Genomic DNA, 22,043 nt, shown 5'->3' with positions numbered 1-22,043 from the left:
TAGTTAAATAAATAGCAATAAGCGGATAATAAAAAGAGCCCAATCAATCATCGGGCTCTTTAGGATTTAACAGTAAGGTTTTATTATCGATTAACGCGAATATACTGGATCAGCAGCGGCAGTAAATAAAACGTCTGTTGATGAGTTTAGCGCCGTTTCTGCTGAGTCTTGTATCACACCGATAATGAAACCAATAGCGACTACTTGCATGGCGATGTCATTTGGAATGCTGAATAAACTGGCAGCAAGTGGAATCAGTAGTAATGAGCCACCGGCAACACCAGATGCGCCGCATGCACTAATCGTTGCAACCAAACTCAGTAGCAGCGCCGAAGCAAAAGTAACTTCGATACCGAGAGTATGAGCAGCAGCAAGGGTTAAGACGTTAATCGTAATTGCTGCGCCTGCCATGTTAATAGTGGCACCTAGCGGAATGGTCACTGAATACGTATCTTCGTGTAGACCCAATTTGCGCGCAAGGTTCATATTGACTGGAATATTTGCCGCTGATGAACGCGTAAAAAATGCGGTGATACCAGACTCACGTAGGCAAGTAAATACGAGTGGATACGGATTTTTACCAGTTTTAACAAAGACAATTAGCGGATTAACGACTAGCGCTATAAAGAGCATACAGCCAACTAATACCATCAAGATACGCGCATAGCCTGCCAAAGCAGAAAAGCCTGTTTCCGCAACAGTATTAGCGACTAGGCCCAAGATACCAAAAGGTGCTAGGGCGATGACCCATTTCACTACTTGCGAGATAGCATCAGAAAAGTCACTGACTACCGTACGAGCAGTCTCACTGGCTTGACGTAGCGCAAAACCAATGATGATTGCCCATGCCAAAATACCAATATAGTTGGCTTCCGCAATGGCGTTGACTGGGTTTGCGACTAAATTCATCAGCAAGTTGGTTAATACTTCTTGAAGGTTTGCCGGTGGAACCTGCTCAATAACCGCATTGACTAACACCAACTGCGTTGGAAATAAGAAGCTTGCGCCTACAGCAGTCAGCGCGGCCAAAAAAGTGCCAAACATATACATGATGATGACAGGTTTGACGTAGACGTCGCTGCCACTACGATGTTGACTGATTGCAGCCATAACCAAGACAAATACCAGTATCGGAGCGACTGCTTTTAGGGCACCCACAAATAGCGTCCCTAATAATCCTAAGGCAATACCAATGCTTGGTGCCAGCCAACCTATCAATACCCCTAATATTAAACCGATAATAATAAGCGGTACTAGCCCTATACGCTGGTACATCGCAATCAATGAACGCATCTATACACCCTCAACTTTGTCAATAATAAAAGACTGATACTAAAAACGAAAAAATAATCGGAGGATGGTAGCATTTTTTTTAGATAGGCGCCTACCTTTAACCCACACATAGTTAGGCTCATAGCGCTAAGAGAAAAGCATTTTATAAGGAAAATAGAATGATTTTTTATTGTTAGAAATACAGAGATTTTCTTGATTAAACGTTGAAATGGGTCAGCTCATAGCCGAGTTTTTGGTAGCTTTTGTATTTATAACGACCTTCTTGCATGCTAGTGGCGTCAGGTTTTATCAGCTCAAGTACCCGAGTAGGTTGAGCATTATTGGTTGCTGCCATAAAGGTGTTCACCGGATGTATCGTGGTATTAAGTACGATGCCTTTAAAATCGGCTGGCATATAGCTGGCAAGCAACACTGGTGCTAATAATTTATTATTAATATCAGTATGAACAACGTTGATATCAGCGCCTTCAGTATTAGAATCTAAAAGGCATTGATGCGGTATAAAGCTGGTTGCCTCTTGTGCCCAGAGTGCCTTATCAAGCGTCGACAGCAATTCATCATCGTCGATAAGAATCAACAAAGACTGGTTGCTTTTATTAAGTGCCGTTTGGGTCAGCTGACAAATAAAGCCCAAGAAATCTTGGGCTTTACTCTCAGTTAATACATAAAAGCTAACTTTCATAGACTGGTTTTCATTGAGTGGTTGTTCATCAATATATTATGCCATATTTGCGCTATTTTTTAGATATTGCATAAATAAAGGCACAGGGCGACCAGTCGCGGCTTTGTCTTGACCTGAAATCCATGCTGTACCAGCAATGTCTAAGTGCGCCCATGCTTGACCTTCTTCTATAAAGCGCGATAAGAAACAGGCAGCAGTCACAGCGCCAGCACCTTTACCACCGATATTTTGTATATCAGCGATAGGTGAGTCAATCTGTGCTTGATACTCGTCATCCATTGGCATGTGCCAGATAAGATCACCAGATAAATGACTGGCGTTTTCTAAGTCAAACAACACGTCTTCGTCATTACTAAAGACTGCTGAGCGTACATGACCCAACGCAACCACACAAGCACCGGTCAAGGTTGCCACATCGATGATGGCTTTTGGTTGATAATACTTCTGTACGTAGCATAAGGTATCGCACAATACTAAGCGACCTTCAGCGTCGGTATTTAGAATTTCAACTGACTTACCGTTCATTGCTCTGATGATATCGCCAGGACGCGTCGCCTCTCCTGATGGCATGTTTTCAGCACAAGCTAGCGCGCCGACGACGTTGATAGGTAAACGCGCTTCACATAGTGCTTTTAAGGTACCGAGTACCGAAGCCGCGCCACCCATATCAAATTTCATCTCATCCATCGCTGCTCCCGGTTTGATTGAGATACCACCTGAATCGAAGGTGACGCCTTTACCGACAAGCACGATAGGCGCATCATCATTTGCAGCATGGGCACTGTCTTCGTTATTTTGGTCAACTTTTTTAGCGGCTTTTTTGCTAGCAGATTTGGTTGGTAATTTATCAGCCAACGCTTTTAGACCACCAGCCACTTTTGCGCTGTTGGTAGTAACTTTGCTAGTATTGCCATCAGCATTGACACTAAAATTAGACTGACCACGATATTCCATTAGTACAAGTTTGCCTTCTTTGGTAGAGCCTTGCGCGACCGATAAGAAGCAGTTCATACCCAGTGCAGACATCTCTTTCTCACCTAATACGGTGACTTTTAATAGGTCAGGATAAGTGGCTTCCAATTCCTGTGCTTGCTCAGCCATATACGCCGGGAAACAAATATTGCCCGGCTCATTGGCGACATCACGGGTTAGACTTTGACCAGTAAAGACCGCTTGTGCAAAGTCTAATGACTCTTCTAAAGACGGCTCTGCCAATAAGTAAATATCCGTTAAAACAGGGGTTTGCTGTTCAGATTTGTACTTGTCAAAACGATAGCTTGCTGCCAGTAGACTTAGGGCAAATTGACCAAACTGGTTTTCTTCTAAGATATCACCTAATACGACAGTGATAGAGTCGACGCGCTTTTGCGTGCTCTTATAAATAGTATTGGCAACTTTTTCTAGGACGCTATGACGCAATTTATCAAGATTACCTACACCGACCAATAATAGTTGTACTGGATTTTCTTTGGTGGTTTTTTTATCACCAGCCAGCGCATAGTCAGCAACCGTTTCACAAGCTTTACCATTAAAGTGCGATACTTCAATCAATTGCTCAATACGGGTTTGATAATCGCTCAATACCGACTCAGCTAAGATATTTTTTTGATCGTCAATTAAGACCACAAGACAGGCGGCGTCTTTGCTCTTGGCTTCTTTTTTAAGAATTTTTTGTGTATGGGTTTTTGGTAAACTTTGCGTTAATTTAATATTCATATGTTTTTATCCTTATTAGATGAATGCATTATTTTAAAAGCGTGAATACAGTAAGGTGTCAAATTTAAAAAGATATCAAATTCAAACTGCTAACACATTTGAATCGATATTATATTTGAGCAGCTACTTATCTTAAATAGGCACGCCTATCGGGCAAGCGTAATAGTGTAGCATATCGGCGCGCAGTACGCAGTTAGCTAGGGTTAGGTAATGTTTCTGAAGCTATTTCCTGCATGACTTTAAAATCCGCAGTTAGCCATTAATTAACTTATCAGTCGCTACCAAAGCTGCAAACCTATCTTGAAGTGCAGCCATTGCGCTATCATGCACGGTGCTAGCCGTTATGACTTGTCCTGTCACGCTAGGCAGGTCACGCGTGGCACAGGCATCGTGGCAGACAAAACTCTCAAAACCCAAATCAAAGGCAGCTCGAACACTTGAGCTGACGCACATATGGCTCATAAAGCCTGCAAAAATAATCTGTTGCTTGCCAGCCGACGTTATAAGCGCTTGAAGCTCGGTATCATAAAAGGCATTAGGATGCATTTTGACAATGGTCTTTTCATCATCAAGGGGCTGCAGGCTGTCAATAATCTCTACCTTCGATGATAACGGATCAAAAATTTTATCATTATCCTGACCGTGATGAACAATATGAAATATCGGAATAGCTTCTTTTCTAGCTTTATCGAGCAGCAGGCGCGCGTTCACTGTGGCTTTACTACCCGCATCACCCAACGGCATCGCGCCGTCCACATATTCATTCTGAAAATCAATCATAACAATAGCGCAGTTTGACCAATCAATCTCATTAAATTGACCACCAGCTAATCCAAGTAAGGTAGAGGGAATAGACATTTTAGGCTCCGTTCATTAGTAAGCGACATGAGTGTAGATGCTAAATCTTCAATAATTTTGAATGCTAACTGACGTTAAATACTAACAACTAACGCTGATAGTATTCAGTACCTGATACGTACAGTACACAAATTCAATGATAAACAATGCATTAGAGAATTAATCGTGATGTTTTAGTTAATGCACTTATGTCTTAGATGGTGCGCTTATATTTTAACTAGCGTAGTTACATCTCACTTTAACCCTGTTGATGAGCGAGTAATAAATGCATTATCAATAAGGGCTAGGTAATGTTTTCAAACACATTTCCACGCTATTTTTTATAGAAATATGCTAGCATTAGCGGTTATGCCTATCGTCTCTAGTCAAACTTAACTGACCTTGTTAATACATACGAACCGCACGAACGCCAACCGCTACAATCGCTAAGAGTACCTATTGTGATATTACGCCGCTATATGACCCAACAAGTTGCCTCAACGACCGCATTGGTCTTGGGGTTTTTAGTGGTGATGATGCTTGGCGGTCGTTTAATACGCTATTTTGGTATCGCAGCTGAAGGTAATTTAGATATTGGCTTATTGTTTACCATCATTGGTTATAACTTGCCGTATTTCTTAGAGCTTATCCTACCATTAGCATTTTTTATCGCTTTAATGCTGGTATTTGGACGGCTGTACGTTGACCAAGAAATGGCAGTGATTAATGCCAGTGGCGTCTCACGCGGTAGACTTGGGCGCTTGATGACGCCATTGATTCTGGCATTGTTCGTTGGCGAGGCAGCTTTATCCATCGTTGGAAAACCTTGGGGCGTGCGTTCATCTGAGAATGTTTGGCAGCAGCAAGCGTTGACCAGTGCTTTTGATTTAATTCGCCCCAATCAATTTATCAGCAGTGGTAACTATCATCTGTATGTGGGCAGTTTAAGTGATGATAAAAAACAATTGCAAGATGTGATACTGATTCAGTCTGAGCCCGAAAAAAAGGGCAGTGCGACTAAAAATAGTCTGAATAATGTCGATGCAAAAACTGCCGAGCAGCTCAATATTCCAGAACTACCTACAGCGCTTGCCAATAAGTCCAATATTAGTAAAGACACCATTACGCTTGCAAAACGTGCGCAGCAAGTAGACACTGGCAACAGTGGCGTGACGCAATTAGATTTATTTCAAGGTCGTCGTTATGAAGTCGGCGCCGGTAGTCTAAAATACAATCAAGTAAGCTTTGATCGTTATCGAATTACCTTGACGGAACCTTCCAAAGAAGTCATTACTGAAAGCAATATCGAGACGCAAGCTATTGGTCCATTATGGCAAGCAGCTACTGGCAGCGCCCAAGTGGGCAGTAACAATGCCATGCGTGCGGCGCAAGGTGAGCTTGGCTATCGCTTATCGCTACCTTGGTTGATGATTATTGCACCGATGCTCGCTGTACCCCTGGCGCAAGTACGTCCGCGTCAAGGTCGCTGGTTGCGGCTGTTTCCTTCTATTTTATTATTTGTCAGCTGTGCGCTTGGTATCATTTCGCTCAAAAATGCTGTTGGTAAGGGAAGCGTTAGCGTTTGGGCATACGCTTGGCTGATTTTAGGATTTATGGCATTGGCACTTTATATGAATTGGGGTAGCCGCGTGCAGCATCGCTTGCGCTTTCGCAAGCCAGAGCCTGAGCCTTTAATGGTTGCTGACAATCAAAACAGCGGCTCACAAGGAGGGCAATCCTAATGAGCGTTCTATTCTCTAAACCTTCGAAGTCTAATTCGCCAAATCCTACATCGCTACTTAGCCCAAAACCGACTAACCTCAAAGTGCTCAGTCGCTACGTTAAGATAAATGCTTTGTTAGCGATTATCGCGGCGGTCATAGGGCTGTGGGCACTACAGCTAGTATTTTCCTATTTATCTGAGCTTGATTCGCTAGATGATAGCTATACGATGGCAGAGGCGATTAAATATATTTTTTATCGCTCACCTTATTTTTTAGAGCAATTTATGCCAACAGGGGCATTATTAGGTGCGGTCGTTGGTTTGGGCTTGCTGGCTAATAATAGTGAGCTGGTCGTCATGCGCGCTGCTGGTGTCAGTGTCTATCGAATCGTCGGTTGGGTATTGCAACCTGCCTTAATTTTTGTGATATTGGCATTGATTATCAATCAGTTCGTATTGCCGTATTCCAATCAATTAGCGAAAGCTATTAATAGTGAAGATAACAGCTCATTAGTTACCTCTGTACGTGGTTATTGGACGGTGCAGCCGCGCTTTGAAGAGACAACAGATGGCAAAACAAAAGCGGATGGCAGCGATATTCTGTATATCGATTATGCTGATGTGAAAGGTAATATTGGGGAGGTTAAACGTTGGCACTTGGATAATAATGGCAATCTGCAAACTGCCGTTCACGCTGAGGGCGGACAATATATCGGCCGTGAGCCGCTTGCTACCGCTAGTAGCAAACCAAGTGAGCAATATCGGTATGAGTGGCAATTAAATAACATGACTAAGCTTTCCATCAACCAAGGCTTCGAGAGTAGCAAAGCGGTTTCACCGTCAGATACCTTGAGCTTGCCATTTGCCCCTGAGTCTGTATATTTGCTCACGCGTCAAGCAGAGGATTTATCATTAACCCAGCTATATGAGCATCGGCAGTTTATGCGCCAACAAGGCACGCGCTCTCTAAGTCATGAGCTGGCGTTTTGGCAAAAGCTGCTATCGCCTTTATCAATTCTGTCACTAGTGATTGTCGCTTGTTCGTTTGTCTTTGGCTCATTACGTACGCATAGTTTAGGATTGCGTATCGTCGTCGCACTATTATTTGGTTTACTATTTAGTTATGTGCAGGATTTGGTCGGTTTTGTCTCACTAGCGACTGGCTTTTCGCCGTTACTGATGGTTATACTACCGATTATTGTCAGTGCGGTTTTGGGTGGATATTTACTGAAACGGCAGATGTAAATACAAGCAATCATCCACAAAAAAGCACGCTAAATCACAATGATTTAGCGTGCTTTTTGTTGTCTACTTCTAGCATTTAATCTTTGGTTGCCATGGTAATCGTATAAGTCTTGCCCTGTTTGATTTTTTCGCTATTACCAAATACTTCGGTAAATGAGCGCTTCATAAACTGACGTAAGCCGTTAATTGTCACTACGTAAAAGCGTCCCCCTTTACGCATACGCGCATGGGCATCGAGGAAATATAGATAATGCTGCTCTTTGCCGACCTTGGCTGGCAGGTTCGACATTACAAGACTAAAATCTTTCGCTTTATCCACATGATTAAAACCGTTTGATAAATGTACATCGACGTTATTTAGACCGTTCTTTTCACAATTTTGGCGCGCATACTCTACTGCCATAAAATCTTTATCAATCAAAGTATGCTGACCGTTTGGACATTCGCGCGCTGCCGTCATGCCTAGTACACCATAGCCACAGCCCAAATCTATAGAATCGTCATCCGCTTGAAAATCTATATAATCAAGTAGCATGAGGCTGCCATCATCGAGCTTTTGCGGTGAGAAAATGCCCCACGTCGTCGCAAAATCGAATGGCTTGCCGAGCACATCTTCGCGAAAATTAATGTCTTCGCGCCAGTATTTGGTTTTTTCTAATAGATCGCTAGGTGGTCTATGGCTCATAGGGGTCTCAGATAATGGATAAGTAAAAAGGTGGTGCGCTGCCTAATCATACAGCGTACATATCATGACGAGTATTGTAACGAGAAAAGTGAGAATTTGCAGCTATGAATTGGTAGAAGTTGTGATTGGTATTAAATTTAAATAATATTAAGTGAATGTTGAGGACAACATTAACGAGGCTAGTGAGTATATAAAACGATTTAAAAGCAAAGATTTGTACGTATCTTTTGTGCTGCAATGAACCATATAAGCTAAAAAAGATTATACGAATATAGCTGAATTTCTAAATAAAGATAGAATTACCTTTTAAAGCTGTATTTTAGTTAGCTAAAACCATTCATTTACGCATTTATTCATTAAATGCTATAGCATACTTATTAAAGCTATGGAATACTTATAAAGCTAACGCTTTGGTCAACTATTTCTTATAGTGACATCTTATGAGCAATGCTTCCTGTCATACTAGGAGGTATGCCAGCTAGCTTATCAAGCTTACATTCACTAAACTTTACTTAAAAAGAAAGGATGCTTAAATATGAAGTCTAAGAAAATAAATCCAGCACAAGAAACGTTTATTCATATCGTACATAGTAAACGTATCAAGCCACTCAAGAAACAACCGGGCGTGAAATGTGTTGAAGCGGTAAAAACCATTGATAAAGCTTACCTCGCTGAGCTGTCTGGTTCTGATGAATATGTGTCTATCGCTTTTTGTTATAAAAACTATAATGAAGAGAGCAGACCACGTCTTAGTGAAAATGAAAGCTGCGCAGTGATTAGTGTGGCAAAAGCTAAAGAATTATTACACACTGAAGAGTTGGCTGAAGAGGCATTGTCTGCTGTCAGCATTATTCTATTTAGCGCTGTATCGCAAACGTTTGGTGGCTTTTTGACCGATGGTGAAACCAATAAGCGTTATGTGTTGTCAAAAGGCACCGAGTACGCAAACTTATCTTCTTTATCACTATAGAAATTTAGGTCATAAGCTATAGAAATTATATTAAGTATAAATAAGATTACGTTTCTAATAGTTATTTAATCAATGCGAAAAAACGGCATTATCATTGATAATGCCGCTTTTTGTGTTTCTGTGTAAGTAATTCTTTGAGAAGACGTTTATTTTTCTAAGCGTCTTTCATACAAGAGCCGTTTAACCGCGTGGATGATGCTCAGCATGTAGTTTTTGTAATCTTGCCGTCGCCACATGGGTATAGATTTGGGTGGTTGATAAATCGCTATGTCCTAATAATAATTGTACGCTACGCAAATCTGCACCATGATTGAGTAGATGGGTAGCAAAGGCATGACGTAAGGTATGCGGCGATAATTCTTTATCTATACTAGCAACCTTGACGTATTTCTTGAGCAGGTACCAAAAATTTTGCCGTGTCATGTAGCCGCCTTGTGCGGTTAAAAATACTGCTTGGCAATTTCCTGCTTTTAGATGCGCAATTAATTCTCCACGTGCATGGGTCAGATAATCTTCAAGTGCATCTGCTGCATATTCTCCTAGTGGCACTAATCGAGTTTTATTACCTTTGCCAGTGATTTGTAGCCAGCCAGAATTAAGATTAACTTGCTCTAATGATAAATTAATTAGCTCACTGACACGCAGACCGCAGGCATAGAGCACCTCTAACATAGCTTTATCACGTAAGCCAAGCACTGTACTCGTATCGGGAGCAGCCAGTAGATTATCGACATCTGCTTCACTCAAATCTTTTGGCAATGGGCGTCCAAGCTTTGGACTTTTGATACGTTCGCAAGGATTGTCTTCACGTAGATTACTAGCAATCATCCATAGATAAAACTGTCGCAAGCTTGAGAGCATACGTGCTTGGGTGCGCGGTGTCTTGCCCTCGACAGTGAGCGTTGATAAACAATGCAATACATCATCAGGCTGCCAACGGGTCAGTGCAAGAGGATTGGTCAGCTCGCAAGAGCGCAAATCGCGTATATAAGCATTGCGTGTCCGCGTAGCCAGTCCTCGGGCGAGCATAGCTTGCCGAAACTCTGTCATATAAGTCGGTTCGTCATCAACGGCTAGCGCTTTTGGTTGACGTTGTTGTACAGCACGGTCGCGGCTCATAAGACCCTGCTCGATGTTTGATTTCTAAACACTTTGTAAACACCATAACGAGGTGACTTCGGTACTGCGAGCTGCAAATAACGGGTCAGTATCATCTTGACTGCGACTATGCTTAGCTTTGGTATCGAGACGATATTTTACCACTAATCCAGAATCAGCAAGCCAACCTAACAACTCATCACGAGTACGTAGCTGCAAATGTTCCGCTAAATCTGACAGTATTAACCAGAGCTCTCCATGCGCAGCTAAATGCTGTTTTGCACCTTGTAATAATCCACGCAACATTTTGCTATTAGGATCATAGACAGCATACTCAAGTGGTGAGCTAGGCTTAGCAGGTAGCCAAGGTGGATTACAGACAATCAAGTCAGCCAGTGGGGCGTCAGTGGGATATAAATCTGCTTGCTGCAACTGTATAGATGACAGCTCTAAACGCGTAAAGTTGTCGCTAGCGCAAGCCAATGCCTGCGGATTTAAGTCCGTAGCAATCACTTGTTTCACACCGCGCTGCGCTAATATAATCGCCAGTAATCCGGTTCCGGTGCCAATATCATAAGCGACCCCGCAAACATCTGGCAGCGGTGCATCAAGCAATAGCTGCACATACTCATGACGAGTTGGTGCAAAAACGCCATAATGTGGAAAAACTGATACGTTTAAAGGCTTAATCGGTACGCCTTTTTCACGCCACTGCGCCGCGCCTAATGCCCCTTGCAGGTCACGAAACGACAACACACACGACTCGTCAAGCTCACCAAAAGCTGCCGTACAAGCAACGCTCATATCAGGTGCGCGGCGTAGTTTGCTGATGTAACCAGTATCAAGCTCTAATAGTAAGCGGCTTAATATGCGCGAACGCTGGGCTTGTAGTTGGCGTTGCTGATGGAATAAGTTGGGTATTTCTTTAGGAGTAACCGATTTATTTGCTGCTTTTTTAATTTTACGCAGCTCAGAACGCTCATTAGTACGATCAATACGCCGACCAAGCGCTTGTAGCAATTGCCGCGCATTATGAAAGTCACCGCGCCACAGCAATGATGTGCCTTCGCAAGCCAAGCGATAAGCGTCATCTGCGGTCGTTTTGTCATCAACTAAAGCGATACGCGCAGGCGGCATATGGTTGCTTTGAGACAACCAAAGTGCTTGATATGAAGTTTCGTTTTCGGACCACTGTACATACTGCTTTTCTGTCGATAACACGCGATTTACCTTGTTTGAATGGGAATATGTTTAAAATTTAAAGTGTTTTTATTTTATGACTTTCGCTGTTATCAGTGTTTAGCACCAATTAGAACGTATTGCAGTTGGCAACTATTATTAAGCCGTTTTCTTCTGCACTAAATAACGATAGGTTGGCGCATCATTGAGCGTTTCTTGATGAACAAGGGTGTGACCTAAATGCCGGCAAAAATTAGGGATGTCGCGCGTAGTAGCAGGATCGGTCGCTAAGATTTCGATAATATCGCCACCTTTTGCTTTACGAACAGTCTTGTGCAGCATCATGACTGGCTCGGGACAAATCAGCCCTTGAGTGTCCAAATGATGGTGAATAGTGGTGTTTAATAATGAAATTGTCATATTGTATTTTATAAACCCAATAGATATGCTGGATAGCTGAACAGTTTTTAATTGCTTATTTTATAAAGATATCTTTATAAAGAGATGTTTTCTGCGTCAGCTGCAAGAATCGTTTTATCATTTTCAGAGTCTTTTTTAGTCTCAGGTAAGTCTGCTATCGCTAAAAAATCAAAGAAACGTTTAAAGCTGACTTTAAATAAAAATGCCACACCAAGCCATGATGCCAATCCTAGCCACGCGGTATCGGCAAATAATAGCCCGCCAATCAGAATAATACTCGAGACACCTATGGTCATAATGACCATCGACGTCTGATTGAGTCGATAGCGATAGATAATAAAAGCATCATATAGCGTCAGCGGAATGGTCAGCGCCATCAAAGCATACGGCAGGTTATAGAACAATTGATACAGCAGCTGGTTATCATGGAAGGCTTTGATACTGGCAATAGTACCAAAAACCATAAAAGCGATAATCGCGGCATAAATGAGATAAATCGCGATTTGGTTTGCGCGTTGTGCGCCTTTAATACGGGCAATGGCAAGCGGCGCAAAACCATGTTGCGTTTTATTTTGCAAAGCTTGGTTTGAAACAGTGGTCATAATAAGCAGTCATATATTGATTTAGAATGATGATATAGGAAAGATCAGTGGCACTTTTTAATCTGCTTTGATAGCATCGATGGCAACACTGCTATTAGGATCAGCAAAATAGGTCGACATCAAAATACAGGCAGAAATATCATCAATTGGGTCGCGCTCGTGTTTAATCCAGCCATTATCCCACGCAATCTCGCGCGCTGCTACTGATGTTAAGCGCTCATCAAAAAGTATCACTGTCACAGGCAAATGCTGCTCCATTAATCGATGCGCTAGGCGCCGCGCAAATTTGTGCGCACGTTTAGACAACATAGAGCTACTGCCATCCATATTAAGAGGCAGACCGACGACCACTTTAGTCACGCCCCAGACCTTGATAATACCGAGCAAATTATCCCAATCAGGTTGACCATTATTCATCGCTAAAATATCAAAAGCGCGTGCCGTCTCGGTGATGCTATTACCTAGCGCCATACCCATTTTTTTGACCCCATAATCAAGCGCCAAAATAAGATGCGGCTTAATGGTTGGTTCAGTAGCACTGCTATCACTATCTACATCATTATTTATAGCATTGGCGCTATCTGTGCTATCTATTATAAGGGTGCTATGTACCATAGTAATGGCTATTTCCTATATCGTTTTTTTTGGCTGTATTCATTAAATGTATGAGGCTAAACATATAGTGCTAAATATATGAAGCCAATTATATTAGTTAAGCATGACCAATATCGCTGCTTAAATAATCAAAATTAACGCCAATTTTGTCAGCGGCAATTTGCCAACGTTCTTCAAATGGTGTATCAAATAACAGATTTAAATCCGCAGGGCAGACCAGCCAGTCACCGTTAGCAAGCTCACGATCAAGCTGTTTTTTACCCCAGCTGGCATGACCTAAACAGAGCTGATAATGAACAACGCCCTGACCTGCTGCAATACGTCTAAGGATATCTTGGCTAGTGGTAATACAGACGTTTTCTGAAATAGCAAAAGAGGATGCCCATTCAGGCTGACCGGTATGCAGTACAAAGCCAACTTCCGGATACATAGGACCGCCTTCTAACGGTAAATCTTCCATCACTTGCGGATCGCTGACCTCAATATCTAAATCTTCTAACAGCTTACCCACGCGTGATTGCTCCAGCGGACGATTGACCACTAGACCAAGCGCGCCATGTTTATCATGACGGCAGATGTAAATCAGCGCCTGCTCAAACCTTGGGTCTGACAGCTCAGGCGCGGCGATTAAGAAATGATGGGTCAAATTGGCTTTAGACATAGAGACAAATGTAACCTACTAATAAGGGTGAGAGACCACTATATGGCGATAATGAATAAAAAATCAACTAAAGCAAGTATTTAGCGGTTAAAATTCGCTTATTATCAATAATAAATGACTATTTAACATCGGTTAATAAACTGCGGGCATGTTCACGGGTGACGTCGGTGATAATCACACCACCAGACATACGTGCCAGCTCATCCACTTGCGCGCGCTCGGTCAAGATGACAAGCTCACTTTCAGTCTGCTGGTCATGATGTTTTTGTACCAAGATATGCTGATGCGCTTGCGCAGCGACTTGTGCTTGGTGGGTAATAGCAAGTAATTGCTGCGTTTTTCCAAGCGCGCGTAAGAGCTCACCAACCACTTGCGCGGTACCACCACTAATACCGACATCAACTTCATCAAATACCAGCATAGGTTTGGCAGCATTATTATCTGCATTGGTCGCTTGTAGAACTTGCATCACCAGTGCCATACGCGATAGCTCACCACCTGAGGCGATTTTATGTAGCGGCTGCATGGGCATACCGACGTTGGCGCTAAACAATAAGTCGATATTATAACAGCCTTGACCGTTGTACTGACTGATATCGGACTTTTTAGTAAAGACAAACTCGCAGCGCGCATTAGGCAGGGCAAGCGGCTGTAATTGTTTAATCAGCTGTTTGCTCACAATAGGCGCTGCTTTACTACGGGCTTTATTAAGCTCAGTCGCTAACGCAAGATATTCTTGCCACGCTTGCTCAATTTGTGCTGCCATTGCATCACTGCTTGGCTCGTTTTCTAATTGCTCTAATTGAATCTTCCAACCTTTTGCTTCTTCAATCAAATCGTTAGCTGGCAAACTATGTTTACGTGATAAGCGATGACCTAAGCTGATTAAGTTGTCTAAAGCCTGCAAACGTTCAGGGTCAGGCAATTGCTGCTCAGCATAATCTGATAACAGGCCGATCACTTCGGTAATTTGTTGTTGGGCTAAATGTAGCTGCTCTGATGCTTGCTCAAAGGTTTGACTGACGCTCATTTGATTGTCGCAGAGCTTAATCGCTTGCCCAAGCAAGGTCATCACATCTGGCTCATCGGTATCATTATCGAGTAAATGCAGACCATGGCTTGCCTCCGTCATTAATGCTTCAATATTCGATAACTCTTCATGTTCCGCTTCGACCTCTGCATAATTAACAACCAATAACGGCGCGATATCTGCCAATTGGCTTTGTAATAGTTGGATACGGTCTTGACGCTGGGCTTCACGGCTAGCGATTTCGTCAGCGCGGCGTTTGAGCTGCTGATAGTGTTGATAGCTGGTTATCGTTTGCGACGCAAGCGATGTTATTTTTGCCATGGCATCTAACCATTGCACCACAAATTGCGGTTTTAACAAAGCCTGCTGGGCATGTTGGCTATGAATATTAACCAGTAACGCGCCCAAACTTTTAAGCTCAGCCAAACTAACAGGCGTGCCATTTAGCCACGCTTTTGAGCGTCCTGTATTACTTAATTGGCGGCGAATCAGTATTTCTGGCTCTTCCAGCGCGCGCTCATTTTTGGCAAACCATTCAGCAATGACGCTATTGCTTTTTACATCAAACTGCGCGTAAATATCAGCATGAGCGGCGCCATGCCTAACCATCGCACTGTCTGCGCGCTCGCCGACACATAAAGATAGGGCGTCAAGCAATAGCGATTTGCCTGCACCCGTCTCACCGGTAATGACATTGAAGCCTTCAGCGACACTCAGCTCGTGCTGAGCAATCAACGCAAACTGATGTAAAGTTAATGATACTAGCATCAACGCCTCTCATGACCGACAATAAATCTTGCATATAACGCAAAAGTATCATCTCTAAGCCAATTAAAGTAAAAATTTAAGGGACAAAATTAAAGATAGTATGGTGGCAAATAACCTTAAATACAAATTATAAAGGTAATCAATAACATCCGTTGCAACTATGATAATAAGCGAAACTTTCATGCCGCTGTAACAAACTTTATAGATATAATGTGGTAGCATAATCTCACATAATGATAAACTCTTACTACCAGATTTTGATAGAGAGTAGGATAACAGTCATCTATAAAGTTGCTTAGTTTTTAATTTGGTGTTTTAGTTTGGCAATAATTATTTGATAAGGAAGCCACTATGACAGCGGCGCAATTTACCAATGTAACAGTCAATGCTCAAGCCACGATATCGTACGATGGTCGTTGCTCAAGCCATACCATTATGTTCGAAGACGGTCGTCATAAAACCTTGGGTATCATCTTACCTTGCGACAATTTGGTCGAGCATTATCACTTTATTACCAATACCTCTGAGCGTATCGAAATTACAAGCGGTGAGTGTGAAGTCAAAATAAACGGTGAAGAAGATTTCAGCTATTACCGCGCAGGACAATCTTTCGTGGTCGAAGGTAATAGTGGCTTTAACTTACGTACCGAAGAAATCGTCCAGTATATCTGCCATTTAGAAGGCTAATACGCCTCAAAGTACGATTAGCGGGTTGATGACGCCAACAAGAAAATTATTCAAAAGAGATAAATCTTATCAGGTTTATTTCTTTTTTTTGCTCATATTATTTATATGAAGATAGTCATTAGTTGCTACAATTACACACCTCTATTTTTATCGCGTGTTTTTATTACACAGTGCGATACCCACTTTTTTATAATCAATAGGCCTATTATGGCAAAACCTACCTATTTTTATGGCATTCATGCGATTGATGCCTTGCTCGAATACCGTCCTTTAGATGGGCTCAGCTTATTTGTACAACAAGGTCGTGAGACTGACAGTAATGTGCAAGCAATTATGGCGCAAGCACGTGATAATGGCATTAGTATTCAACCCACGCAAAAAGACAAACTTACCCAGCTCTGTGGTAGCCCGCAACATCAAGGCGTGGTATTGAACGCTCGCCCATTAGGCTTTGCTGATGAAGGCTTGTTAGATACTCTTGCTGAACGCGAGGATTGTTTGCTACTAGTGCTAGACCAAATCACTGACGCCCATAACTTTGGCGCTTGTTTACGTACTGCGGTGGCAATGGGTGTCGATGCAGTCATTTGTCCAAAGCATCATGCGGCAAGTTTGACACCAACGGTCGCCAAAGTTTCTGTGGGTGCGGCTGAGATGATGCCGATAGTGAGCGTGACCAATCTAGCTCGTACGCTGACAAAAATCAAAAATGCTGGCGTCTTTGTCTTTGGTACGGCGCTAAATGCTGACGCCAAACCAATCCATGCCGCAGACTTGACTGGCAAGACCGCTCTTATCATGGGCTCAGAAGGTGAGGGCATGCGTCGCCTGACAACAGAAAGCTGTGATGAGCTGGTTTATATTCCGATGTCAGGTAACGAACATGGCAATTTACAAAGCCTAAACGTCAGTGTAGCGACTGGTATGGCTTTATATGAGATTAATCGGCAGCGAACTTTAGCTGCTGGGCAAGCGTAAGGTAGTCTTGATGCAGTGGCTCTAATTGTAAATATAGAGCCGCTAAATCGCTTTCATTTAATACCACATCATCTGCATGACGGTTACGCTCTTCACGGCTAAGCTGATTGACCATAATGGCTTTGATTTTTTGCACGCTTTGAGCATCACGCTGACTGGCACGCGCAAGCTGGGTATCTTCGGTGGCATCCATTACCAAAATACGCTGGCATAAATTGGCAAGCCCAGCCTCCGCCGCTTCAATAAGCAGTGGCGCTGCTAACACCACATAGGGTGAAGTACTTGCTGCTAACTGTGTTTTTGCTGCTTCACGTATGGCAGGATGTGTAATTGCTTCTAGCTCAATCAGCGCATCAGGATGGGTAAAGACATGCGTTCGTACGGCAGGTCGGTCCATTTCACCATCAGCATTTAACACCCAATCACCAAATTTCCTTTTGATTTTACGCAAGGTAGCGCTACCTTTAGCTACCACTTCATGGGCTATGACATCTGCATCGATAATATCGATTCCTTGCTGCGCAAACCAGTTGCTAGCAGCTGATTTGCCACTGCCAATACCACCCGTTAAACCCACCACTAAGGTTTTGCTTTTAGGCTCAGGTACTTGTGGTTGATGCAAATAAGGGGAAGGTGCTGCTGTATATTTTGACATAATAAGTACTTATCTGACTGATAGAGGAGTAATGACAGTAATAAACGAGAATTTAAAATAATTGTCGAGGAATGCCTCTTAATTAGGCATACATCCCTAAATACCAACTGACAATATCTGAACCATATAACAAAGCCACGATACCAGCAATCGCGATATAAGGACCAAAGGCAAACGGTCTACTTTCACCTTGTTTTTTTATCAGGATAATACCAACGATTGAGCCAAGCAAGGATGATAATAAAATAATCAAGGGTAGCATCATTGGTCCAAGCCAAGCGCCGAGTACTGCTAATAACTTAAAATCACCTTGTCCCATACCATGTTTTTTGGTAATCAAATAAAAGACCTTGACCACAATCCACAACGATAAAAATCCAAGCAACAAGCCCCAAATCGACTGAGTAGGGGAGACGAACCAACCTTGTGAGTTTACCGCGAGTCCCAATCCAGCCAATGGAAAAGTTAAACGATCAGGTAGCAGCTGTGTATCAAAATCAATACCGGTTAAGGCAATCAGTGTCCAGACCAAAACCAATGCAGACAGCCCTGCTGTAGTTACGCCAAACTTATAAATAACCAAGACAGATAACAGTGCGGTGGCCAGCTCAACGATAGGATAGCGCACCCCTATAGTAGCTTTACACTCTGAGCAACGTCCGCGTAGTACTAGCCAGCTGATTAAAGGTATATTTTCGTACCATTTGATTTTATGTGCGCAATGCGGGCAGCGTGAAGTAGGACAGCTTAAGGTAATCGGCTTATCAGTATTAACAATATCGATCAGCGGGGCCGTATGCTCACGTGGCATATCTGCTTGTTCATGCATAAACTGGCTACATTCTTGTCGCCAAGCGGATAACATCATCAATGGAATGCGATGAATCACCACATTCAAAAAACTACCGACACAAAGTCCGAGCAGTCCAAAAATAATTAAAGCCAACGCCATATTTTCTTGTAGTAACTGTATAAATTGCATCAATGAGCTATCCCTTAACTGGTTTTTAACCTACTACTGCACCCATTTGGAAGATAGGTAAATACATAGCAATGACCAAGCCACCGACTAACACCCCTAGTACCGCCATAATCATTGGTTCCATTAAGCTAGTTAGTCCATCAACGGCATTATCGACTTCGTTTTCGTAATAGACAGCAACTTTATCTAGCATTTCTTCTAAACTACCAGACTCTTCACCAATGCCAACCATTTGGATAGCCATACTGGGGAATACATTGGTTGAGCGCATTGAAAACTGCAGTTGTTGACCAGTAGATACGTCATTTTTTACTTGTTGGATAGCATTATAGAAAACTACATTATTGGCTGCACCAGCAGTAGAATCTAGAGCGTCAAGTAATGGTACACCAGCGGCAAAGGTGGTAGAAAGAGTACGCGCAAAACGCGCAATGACTGCTTGATAAGCGATATTGCCAAATATGGGGGCTTTTAATACCGCACGGTCTAATAAATCACGAAATTTCTTTGAGCGTTTTTTGGCTTCTGAAAATCCAATAATAGCGCCACCAATCATTACTATTAAAATAAACCACCAAGCTTGCATCCACTCAGACATATTTACAACCATTTGAGTAAAAGCCGGCAGTTCTGCACCAAAAGATTCAAATAAATCTGAAAATACAGGAACTACTTTTATCAGTAGAATCATAGTGACAATGATGGCGACTACAATGACCGCAATAGGGTACTTCATAGCCTTTTTAATTTTAGCTTTTAACAGCTCGCTCTTTTCTTTATAGGTAGCAACTCGCTCCAACATTGTCTCTAGCGCACCTGACTGTTCACCAGAGTCAACAAGCGAGCAAAAAAGATCATCAAAATAGCGTGGATGTCGGCGTAATGCCGATGCAAAGGTACCACCGGCTTCAATATCGGCTTTAATTTGTAATACCAAGTCTTTCATACTTGGGTTATCAAGGGAGTCAGCAACAATCTCAAAGGATTGGGTTAATGGTACTCCAGCTTTCATCATGGTTGCCAACTGACGTGCAAAAATAGCAATGTCGATAGGCTTGATAGACTTTTTGAAGGTATATAAAGGTTTCGGCTTTTTCTTGATACCCTTAACGGTTATACCTTGTTTGCGCAACGTGGCTTTGGCAAGCTCTAAGCTACGACTGGTCGTCTCGCCTTTTACCTTCTGCCCGCGCCGATTGGTGCCATCATAGACAAAGTCTAACAGCATGTCGGTCTTAGCTTTTGCCATGTCCCTTTCCTTGAAAAATGGACTGATAGAGTCCAATAGAAATAATGCGGTGCTAAAACGAGATCAATATTTTAGCTGGATATACTTTATTTTAGCGCAAAAAACCAGTGTATATCTGTTTTATTTTTCCTACCGTTCATTATTATTAAGTATGAATCAAATAACAAGTATCAAAAAGGCTTTACTCATAGCGAACCTAAAGTAGTTCTTATAGCTAACTATATTACTCAGAAGTAACACGCATCATTTCTTGAATACTGGTCACGCCTTGTAGAACCTTTAGAACGCCAGAACGACGCAAGTCTCTAAAACCATTTTTGAGCGCCGCATCTTTGATATCTATTGCATTACCGTCTTCCATAATAATACGGGAAATATCTGGCGTAACTTTCATAACCTCATAGATACCGACACGTCCTTTATAGCCTTCGCGGCATTCATTACAACCCACTGGCTCATAGATAACATTGTCTGGATTGTCCAAGTCAACTTCCGTAAAACCAAGTTCAAGCAAGCTTTGGCGGGGAACATTTAACGGTTTTTTGCAATTTTTACACAAGCGTCGAGCAAGACGCTGGGCAATAACTAAGTTAACGGAGGTGGCAATATTAAAGGAGGCTACACCCATATTGCGTAGACGCGTCAAGGTTTCAGGTGCAGAGTTGGTATGTAAGGTTGAGAGTACCATATGCCCTGTTTGTGCGGCTTTAATCGCAATTTCAGCGGTTTCTAGGTCACGAATTTCACCAACCATCACGATATCAGGATCTTGACGTAAAAATGACTTAAGCGCAGTGGAGAAAGTCAATCCCACTTTCGGGTTTACGTTAACCTGATTAATGCCTTCAAGGTTAATCTCGACCGGATCTTCAGCGGTTGAGATATTAGTATCACCAGTATTCAAGATGTTGATACCAGTATATAGTGAAACGGTTTTACCAGAACCAGTAGGACCGGTAATCAGAAGCATCCCTTGTGGTTTTTGTAGTGCTTCCAAAAACATATCTTTTTGGTCAGATTCATAGCCTAATGCTTCAATACCAAGCATGGCTGATGAGGGATCTAGAATACGCAAAACGAGCTTTTCACCAAACAAAGTAGGTAGGCAACTTACCCGAAAGTCGATGGCTTTATCTTTAGATATCTTCAGTTTAATACGACCATCTTGGGGTACACGGCGTTCTGAGATGTCCATCTGTGACATCACCTTTAAGCGCGCCGCAATTTTCCCCGCAAGTTGTACGGGCGGATTGGCCATTTTTTGCATGACGCCATCCACTCGAAAACGTACTCTATAGCTTTTTTCATAGGGCTCAAAATGTAAGTCTGAAGCGCCCATGCGAATAGCATCAACCAGCATTTTATTAACAAACTTGACGACCGGTGCTTCTTCGACGCTATCAGAAAGTTTAGTCTCGCCGTCCTCTTCTTCACTTTCATCAAAGCCAATATTTAAATCGTTATCAGAAAAGCTATCGAAACTTTGCATGGTATCAGCGTAAAGGTTTTCGATACGCCTTTTGAGTTTGTCTTCTTCAACCACCACTGTTTCAATTGATAGCCGCGAGTTAAAAGCAATTGCATCGATAGCATCTATACGGGTTGGATCACTCAGCGCCACAAACAAGCGTTGTCCACGCTTAAATAGTGGCAAAGCATTAAACTTACGTACAATTTTTTCATCAACCAAGTCTTTTGGGATAACGTCCGAGCTTAGCGCGTCGAGATCAAATAAAGGATCGCCGAATGCTTGCGATAGCATTTGTGCCAATTGATAGGCATTGGCAAGTTTGTGCTCTACGAGATAAGAGACTAGTCCTATTTGCTGTTGCTGCGAATCTGTCTGCGCCGCTTTCATGTGTGCTTCGCTTACGATACCTTCGCTAATTAGCTGCTGTGCCAAGCCGCCATATTTACTGGTTGTGATAGACATTCAGACTTCTCCTTGCTTAGTATCTAGTAAGCGAT

21 protein-coding genes are annotated in these 22,043 nt (G+C 42.5%); 5 read left to right on the top strand and 16 right to left on the bottom strand.

Annotated features, from left to right (window positions below; all coding sequences use genetic code 11):
- Positions 1–90: 90 nt before the first annotated feature.
- The 4 genes from sstT to ACMHKH_RS05130 all read right to left on the bottom strand — a co-directional run bounded on the left by sstT (position 91) and on the right by ACMHKH_RS05130 (position 4,549).
- Entirely contained in the window at positions 91–1,293 is a 1,203-nt protein-coding gene (sstT, locus tag ACMHKH_RS05145; protein WP_413519590.1) for a serine/threonine transporter SstT, read from the bottom strand.
- A gap of 196 nt (positions 1,294–1,489) precedes the next feature.
- A complete protein-coding gene (locus ACMHKH_RS05140; protein ID WP_413519589.1) occupies positions 1,490–1,975 on the bottom strand; it encodes a DNA polymerase III subunit chi in 486 nt (161 codons plus the stop codon).
- A gap of 36 nt (positions 1,976–2,011) precedes the next feature.
- Entirely contained in the window at positions 2,012–3,691 is a 1,680-nt protein-coding gene (locus ACMHKH_RS05135; protein ID WP_413519588.1) for a leucyl aminopeptidase, read from the bottom strand.
- A 252-nt stretch (positions 3,692–3,943) separates the two neighbouring features.
- Positions 3,944–4,549 carry a cysteine hydrolase family protein gene (locus ACMHKH_RS05130; RefSeq protein ID WP_413519587.1) on the bottom strand — a complete coding sequence of 202 codons (606 nt, stop codon included), beginning with the start codon at positions 4,547–4,549 and terminating at the stop codon, positions 3,944–3,946.
- A gap of 458 nt (positions 4,550–5,007) precedes the next feature.
- Between ACMHKH_RS05130 and ACMHKH_RS05125 the strand changes: the two genes are divergently transcribed.
- Both ACMHKH_RS05125 and lptG read left to right on the top strand, forming a co-directional pair.
- A complete protein-coding gene (locus ACMHKH_RS05125; protein WP_413519586.1) occupies positions 5,008–6,270 on the top strand; it encodes an LPS export ABC transporter permease LptF in 1,263 nt (420 codons plus the stop codon).
- Entirely contained in the window at positions 6,270–7,496 is a 1,227-nt protein-coding gene (lptG, locus tag ACMHKH_RS05120) for an LPS export ABC transporter permease LptG (protein ID WP_413519585.1), read from the top strand. The genes ACMHKH_RS05125 and lptG overlap by 1 nt, the downstream gene beginning before the upstream one ends.
- A 76-nt stretch (positions 7,497–7,572) precedes the next feature.
- Here the strand turns inward: lptG and ACMHKH_RS05115 are convergent, their stop codons facing one another.
- A complete protein-coding gene (locus tag ACMHKH_RS05115; protein ID WP_413519584.1) occupies positions 7,573–8,181 on the bottom strand; it encodes a class I SAM-dependent methyltransferase in 609 nt (202 codons plus the stop codon).
- Between the two features lie 535 nt (positions 8,182–8,716).
- Between ACMHKH_RS05115 and ACMHKH_RS05110 the strand changes: the two genes are divergently transcribed.
- On the top strand, positions 8,717–9,151 hold the full coding sequence (locus ACMHKH_RS05110; protein ID WP_413519583.1) for a hypothetical protein: 435 nt from the start codon (positions 8,717–8,719) through the stop codon (positions 9,149–9,151).
- A 180-nt stretch (positions 9,152–9,331) separates the two neighbouring features.
- Here the strand turns inward: ACMHKH_RS05110 and xerD are convergent, their stop codons facing one another.
- The 7 genes from xerD to recN form a co-directional block, all read right to left on the bottom strand.
- The gene (xerD, locus tag ACMHKH_RS05105) at positions 9,332–10,270 is read right to left on the bottom strand and encodes a site-specific tyrosine recombinase XerD (RefSeq protein WP_413519582.1); all 939 of its coding nucleotides are present in this window, start codon (positions 10,268–10,270) and stop codon (positions 9,332–9,334) included.
- Positions 10,271–10,294: 24 nt separating this feature from the next.
- Positions 10,295–11,470 (bottom strand): methyltransferase, encoded by a 1,176-nt coding sequence (locus ACMHKH_RS05100; RefSeq protein ID WP_413519581.1) that lies wholly within the window; start codon positions 11,468–11,470, stop codon positions 10,295–10,297.
- Between the two features lie 117 nt (positions 11,471–11,587).
- Positions 11,588–11,848, bottom strand: coding sequence for a sulfurtransferase TusA (tusA, locus tag ACMHKH_RS05095; RefSeq protein ID WP_413519580.1), 261 nt, complete (start codon positions 11,846–11,848; stop codon positions 11,588–11,590).
- Between the two features lie 74 nt (positions 11,849–11,922).
- Positions 11,923–12,450: a hypothetical protein gene (locus tag ACMHKH_RS05090; RefSeq protein ID WP_413519579.1), complete on the bottom strand. Its 528-nt coding sequence runs from the start codon at positions 12,448–12,450 to the stop codon at positions 11,923–11,925.
- A gap of 57 nt (positions 12,451–12,507) precedes the next feature.
- Complete coding sequence (gene ruvX, locus ACMHKH_RS05085) at positions 12,508–13,065, bottom strand: Holliday junction resolvase RuvX (RefSeq protein ID WP_413519578.1); 558 nt, start codon at positions 13,063–13,065, stop codon at positions 12,508–12,510.
- A 97-nt stretch (positions 13,066–13,162) separates the two neighbouring features.
- The gene (locus ACMHKH_RS05080; RefSeq protein ID WP_413519577.1) at positions 13,163–13,726 is read right to left on the bottom strand and encodes a YqgE/AlgH family protein; all 564 of its coding nucleotides are present in this window, start codon (positions 13,724–13,726) and stop codon (positions 13,163–13,165) included.
- 118 nt (positions 13,727–13,844) lie between these two features.
- Complete coding sequence (recN, locus tag ACMHKH_RS05075; RefSeq protein WP_413519576.1) at positions 13,845–15,524, bottom strand: DNA repair protein RecN; 1,680 nt, start codon at positions 15,522–15,524, stop codon at positions 13,845–13,847.
- 351 nt (positions 15,525–15,875) lie between these two features.
- Here recN and ACMHKH_RS05070 point away from each other — a divergent pair, with 351 nt between their 5' ends.
- A complete protein-coding gene (locus tag ACMHKH_RS05070; RefSeq protein ID WP_413519575.1) occupies positions 15,876–16,211 on the top strand; it encodes a pyrimidine/purine nucleoside phosphorylase in 336 nt (111 codons plus the stop codon).
- 207 nt (positions 16,212–16,418) lie between these two features.
- Positions 16,419–17,189: a 23S rRNA (guanosine(2251)-2'-O)-methyltransferase RlmB gene (gene rlmB, locus ACMHKH_RS05065; RefSeq protein WP_413519574.1), complete on the top strand. Its 771-nt coding sequence runs from the start codon at positions 16,419–16,421 to the stop codon at positions 17,187–17,189.
- Here the strand turns inward: rlmB and coaE are convergent.
- From coaE to pilB, 4 genes are all read right to left on the bottom strand, one after another.
- Positions 17,152–17,844, bottom strand: a complete 693-nt coding sequence (coaE, locus tag ACMHKH_RS05060; RefSeq protein ID WP_413519573.1) for a dephospho-CoA kinase — start codon at positions 17,842–17,844, stop codon at positions 17,152–17,154. The two genes, rlmB and coaE, sit on opposite strands and share 38 nt — an antisense overlap.
- A gap of 82 nt (positions 17,845–17,926) precedes the next feature.
- A complete protein-coding gene (locus ACMHKH_RS05055; protein ID WP_413519572.1) occupies positions 17,927–18,826 on the bottom strand; it encodes a prepilin peptidase in 900 nt (299 codons plus the stop codon).
- A gap of 25 nt (positions 18,827–18,851) precedes the next feature.
- Positions 18,852–20,075, bottom strand: coding sequence for a type II secretion system F family protein (locus tag ACMHKH_RS05050; protein ID WP_413519571.1), 1,224 nt, complete (start codon positions 20,073–20,075; stop codon positions 18,852–18,854).
- A 223-nt stretch (positions 20,076–20,298) separates the two neighbouring features.
- Positions 20,299–22,008, bottom strand: a complete 1,710-nt coding sequence (gene pilB / locus ACMHKH_RS05045) for a type IV-A pilus assembly ATPase PilB (RefSeq protein ID WP_413519570.1) — start codon at positions 22,006–22,008, stop codon at positions 20,299–20,301.
- Positions 22,009–22,043: the final 35 nt, after the last annotated feature.

The sequence above is a fragment of the Psychrobacter glacincola genome (genome assembly GCF_965118485.1).
In the GTDB taxonomy this organism is placed as follows: domain Bacteria; phylum Pseudomonadota; class Gammaproteobacteria; order Pseudomonadales; family Moraxellaceae; genus Psychrobacter; species Psychrobacter glacincola_D.
This window is presented reverse-complemented; position numbering and strand designations above follow the sequence as displayed.

Bases quoted from the DNA above. Each gene is read 5' to 3' on its own strand.
- ACMHKH_RS05130 (WP_413519587.1), bottom strand. From the start codon at position 4,549: ATGTCTATTCCCTCTACCTTACTTGGATTAGCTGGTGGTCAATTTAAT.
- ACMHKH_RS05115 (WP_413519584.1), bottom strand. From the start codon at position 8,181: ATGAGCCATAGACCACCTAGCGATCTATTAGAAAAAACCAAATACTGG.
- ACMHKH_RS05135 (WP_413519588.1), bottom strand. From the start codon at position 3,691: ATGAATATTAAATTAACGCAAAGTTTACCAAAAACCCATACACAAAAA.
- ACMHKH_RS05125 (WP_413519586.1), top strand. From the start codon at position 5,008: ATGACCCAACAAGTTGCCTCAACGACCGCATTGGTCTTGGGGTTTTTA.
- ACMHKH_RS05070 (WP_413519575.1), top strand. From the start codon at position 15,876: ATGACAGCGGCGCAATTTACCAATGTAACAGTCAATGCTCAAGCCACG.
- ACMHKH_RS05090 (WP_413519579.1), bottom strand. From the start codon at position 12,450: ATGACCACTGTTTCAAACCAAGCTTTGCAAAATAAAACGCAACATGGT.
- pilB (WP_413519570.1), bottom strand. From the start codon at position 22,008: ATGTCTATCACAACCAGTAAATATGGCGGCTTGGCACAGCAGCTAATT.
- recN (WP_413519576.1), bottom strand. From the start codon at position 15,524: ATGCTAGTATCATTAACTTTACATCAGTTTGCGTTGATTGCTCAGCAC.
- ACMHKH_RS05055 (WP_413519572.1), bottom strand. From the start codon at position 18,826: ATGCAATTTATACAGTTACTACAAGAAAATATGGCGTTGGCTTTAATT.
- ACMHKH_RS05080 (WP_413519577.1), bottom strand. From the start codon at position 13,726: ATGTCTAAAGCCAATTTGACCCATCATTTCTTAATCGCCGCGCCTGAG.
- xerD (WP_413519582.1), bottom strand. From the start codon at position 10,270: ATGAGCCGCGACCGTGCTGTACAACAACGTCAACCAAAAGCGCTAGCC.
- rlmB (WP_413519574.1), top strand. From the start codon at position 16,419: ATGGCAAAACCTACCTATTTTTATGGCATTCATGCGATTGATGCCTTG.
- ACMHKH_RS05050 (WP_413519571.1), bottom strand. From the start codon at position 20,075: ATGGCAAAAGCTAAGACCGACATGCTGTTAGACTTTGTCTATGATGGC.
- coaE (WP_413519573.1), bottom strand. From the start codon at position 17,844: ATGTCAAAATATACAGCAGCACCTTCCCCTTATTTGCATCAACCACAA.
- tusA (WP_413519580.1), bottom strand. From the start codon at position 11,848: ATGACAATTTCATTATTAAACACCACTATTCACCATCATTTGGACACT.
- sstT (WP_413519590.1), bottom strand. From the start codon at position 1,293: ATGCGTTCATTGATTGCGATGTACCAGCGTATAGGGCTAGTACCGCTT.
- ruvX (WP_413519578.1), bottom strand. From the start codon at position 13,065: ATGGTACATAGCACCCTTATAATAGATAGCACAGATAGCGCCAATGCT.
- ACMHKH_RS05110 (WP_413519583.1), top strand. From the start codon at position 8,717: ATGAAGTCTAAGAAAATAAATCCAGCACAAGAAACGTTTATTCATATC.
- lptG (WP_413519585.1), top strand. From the start codon at position 6,270: ATGAGCGTTCTATTCTCTAAACCTTCGAAGTCTAATTCGCCAAATCCT.
- ACMHKH_RS05140 (WP_413519589.1), bottom strand. From the start codon at position 1,975: ATGAAAGTTAGCTTTTATGTATTAACTGAGAGTAAAGCCCAAGATTTC.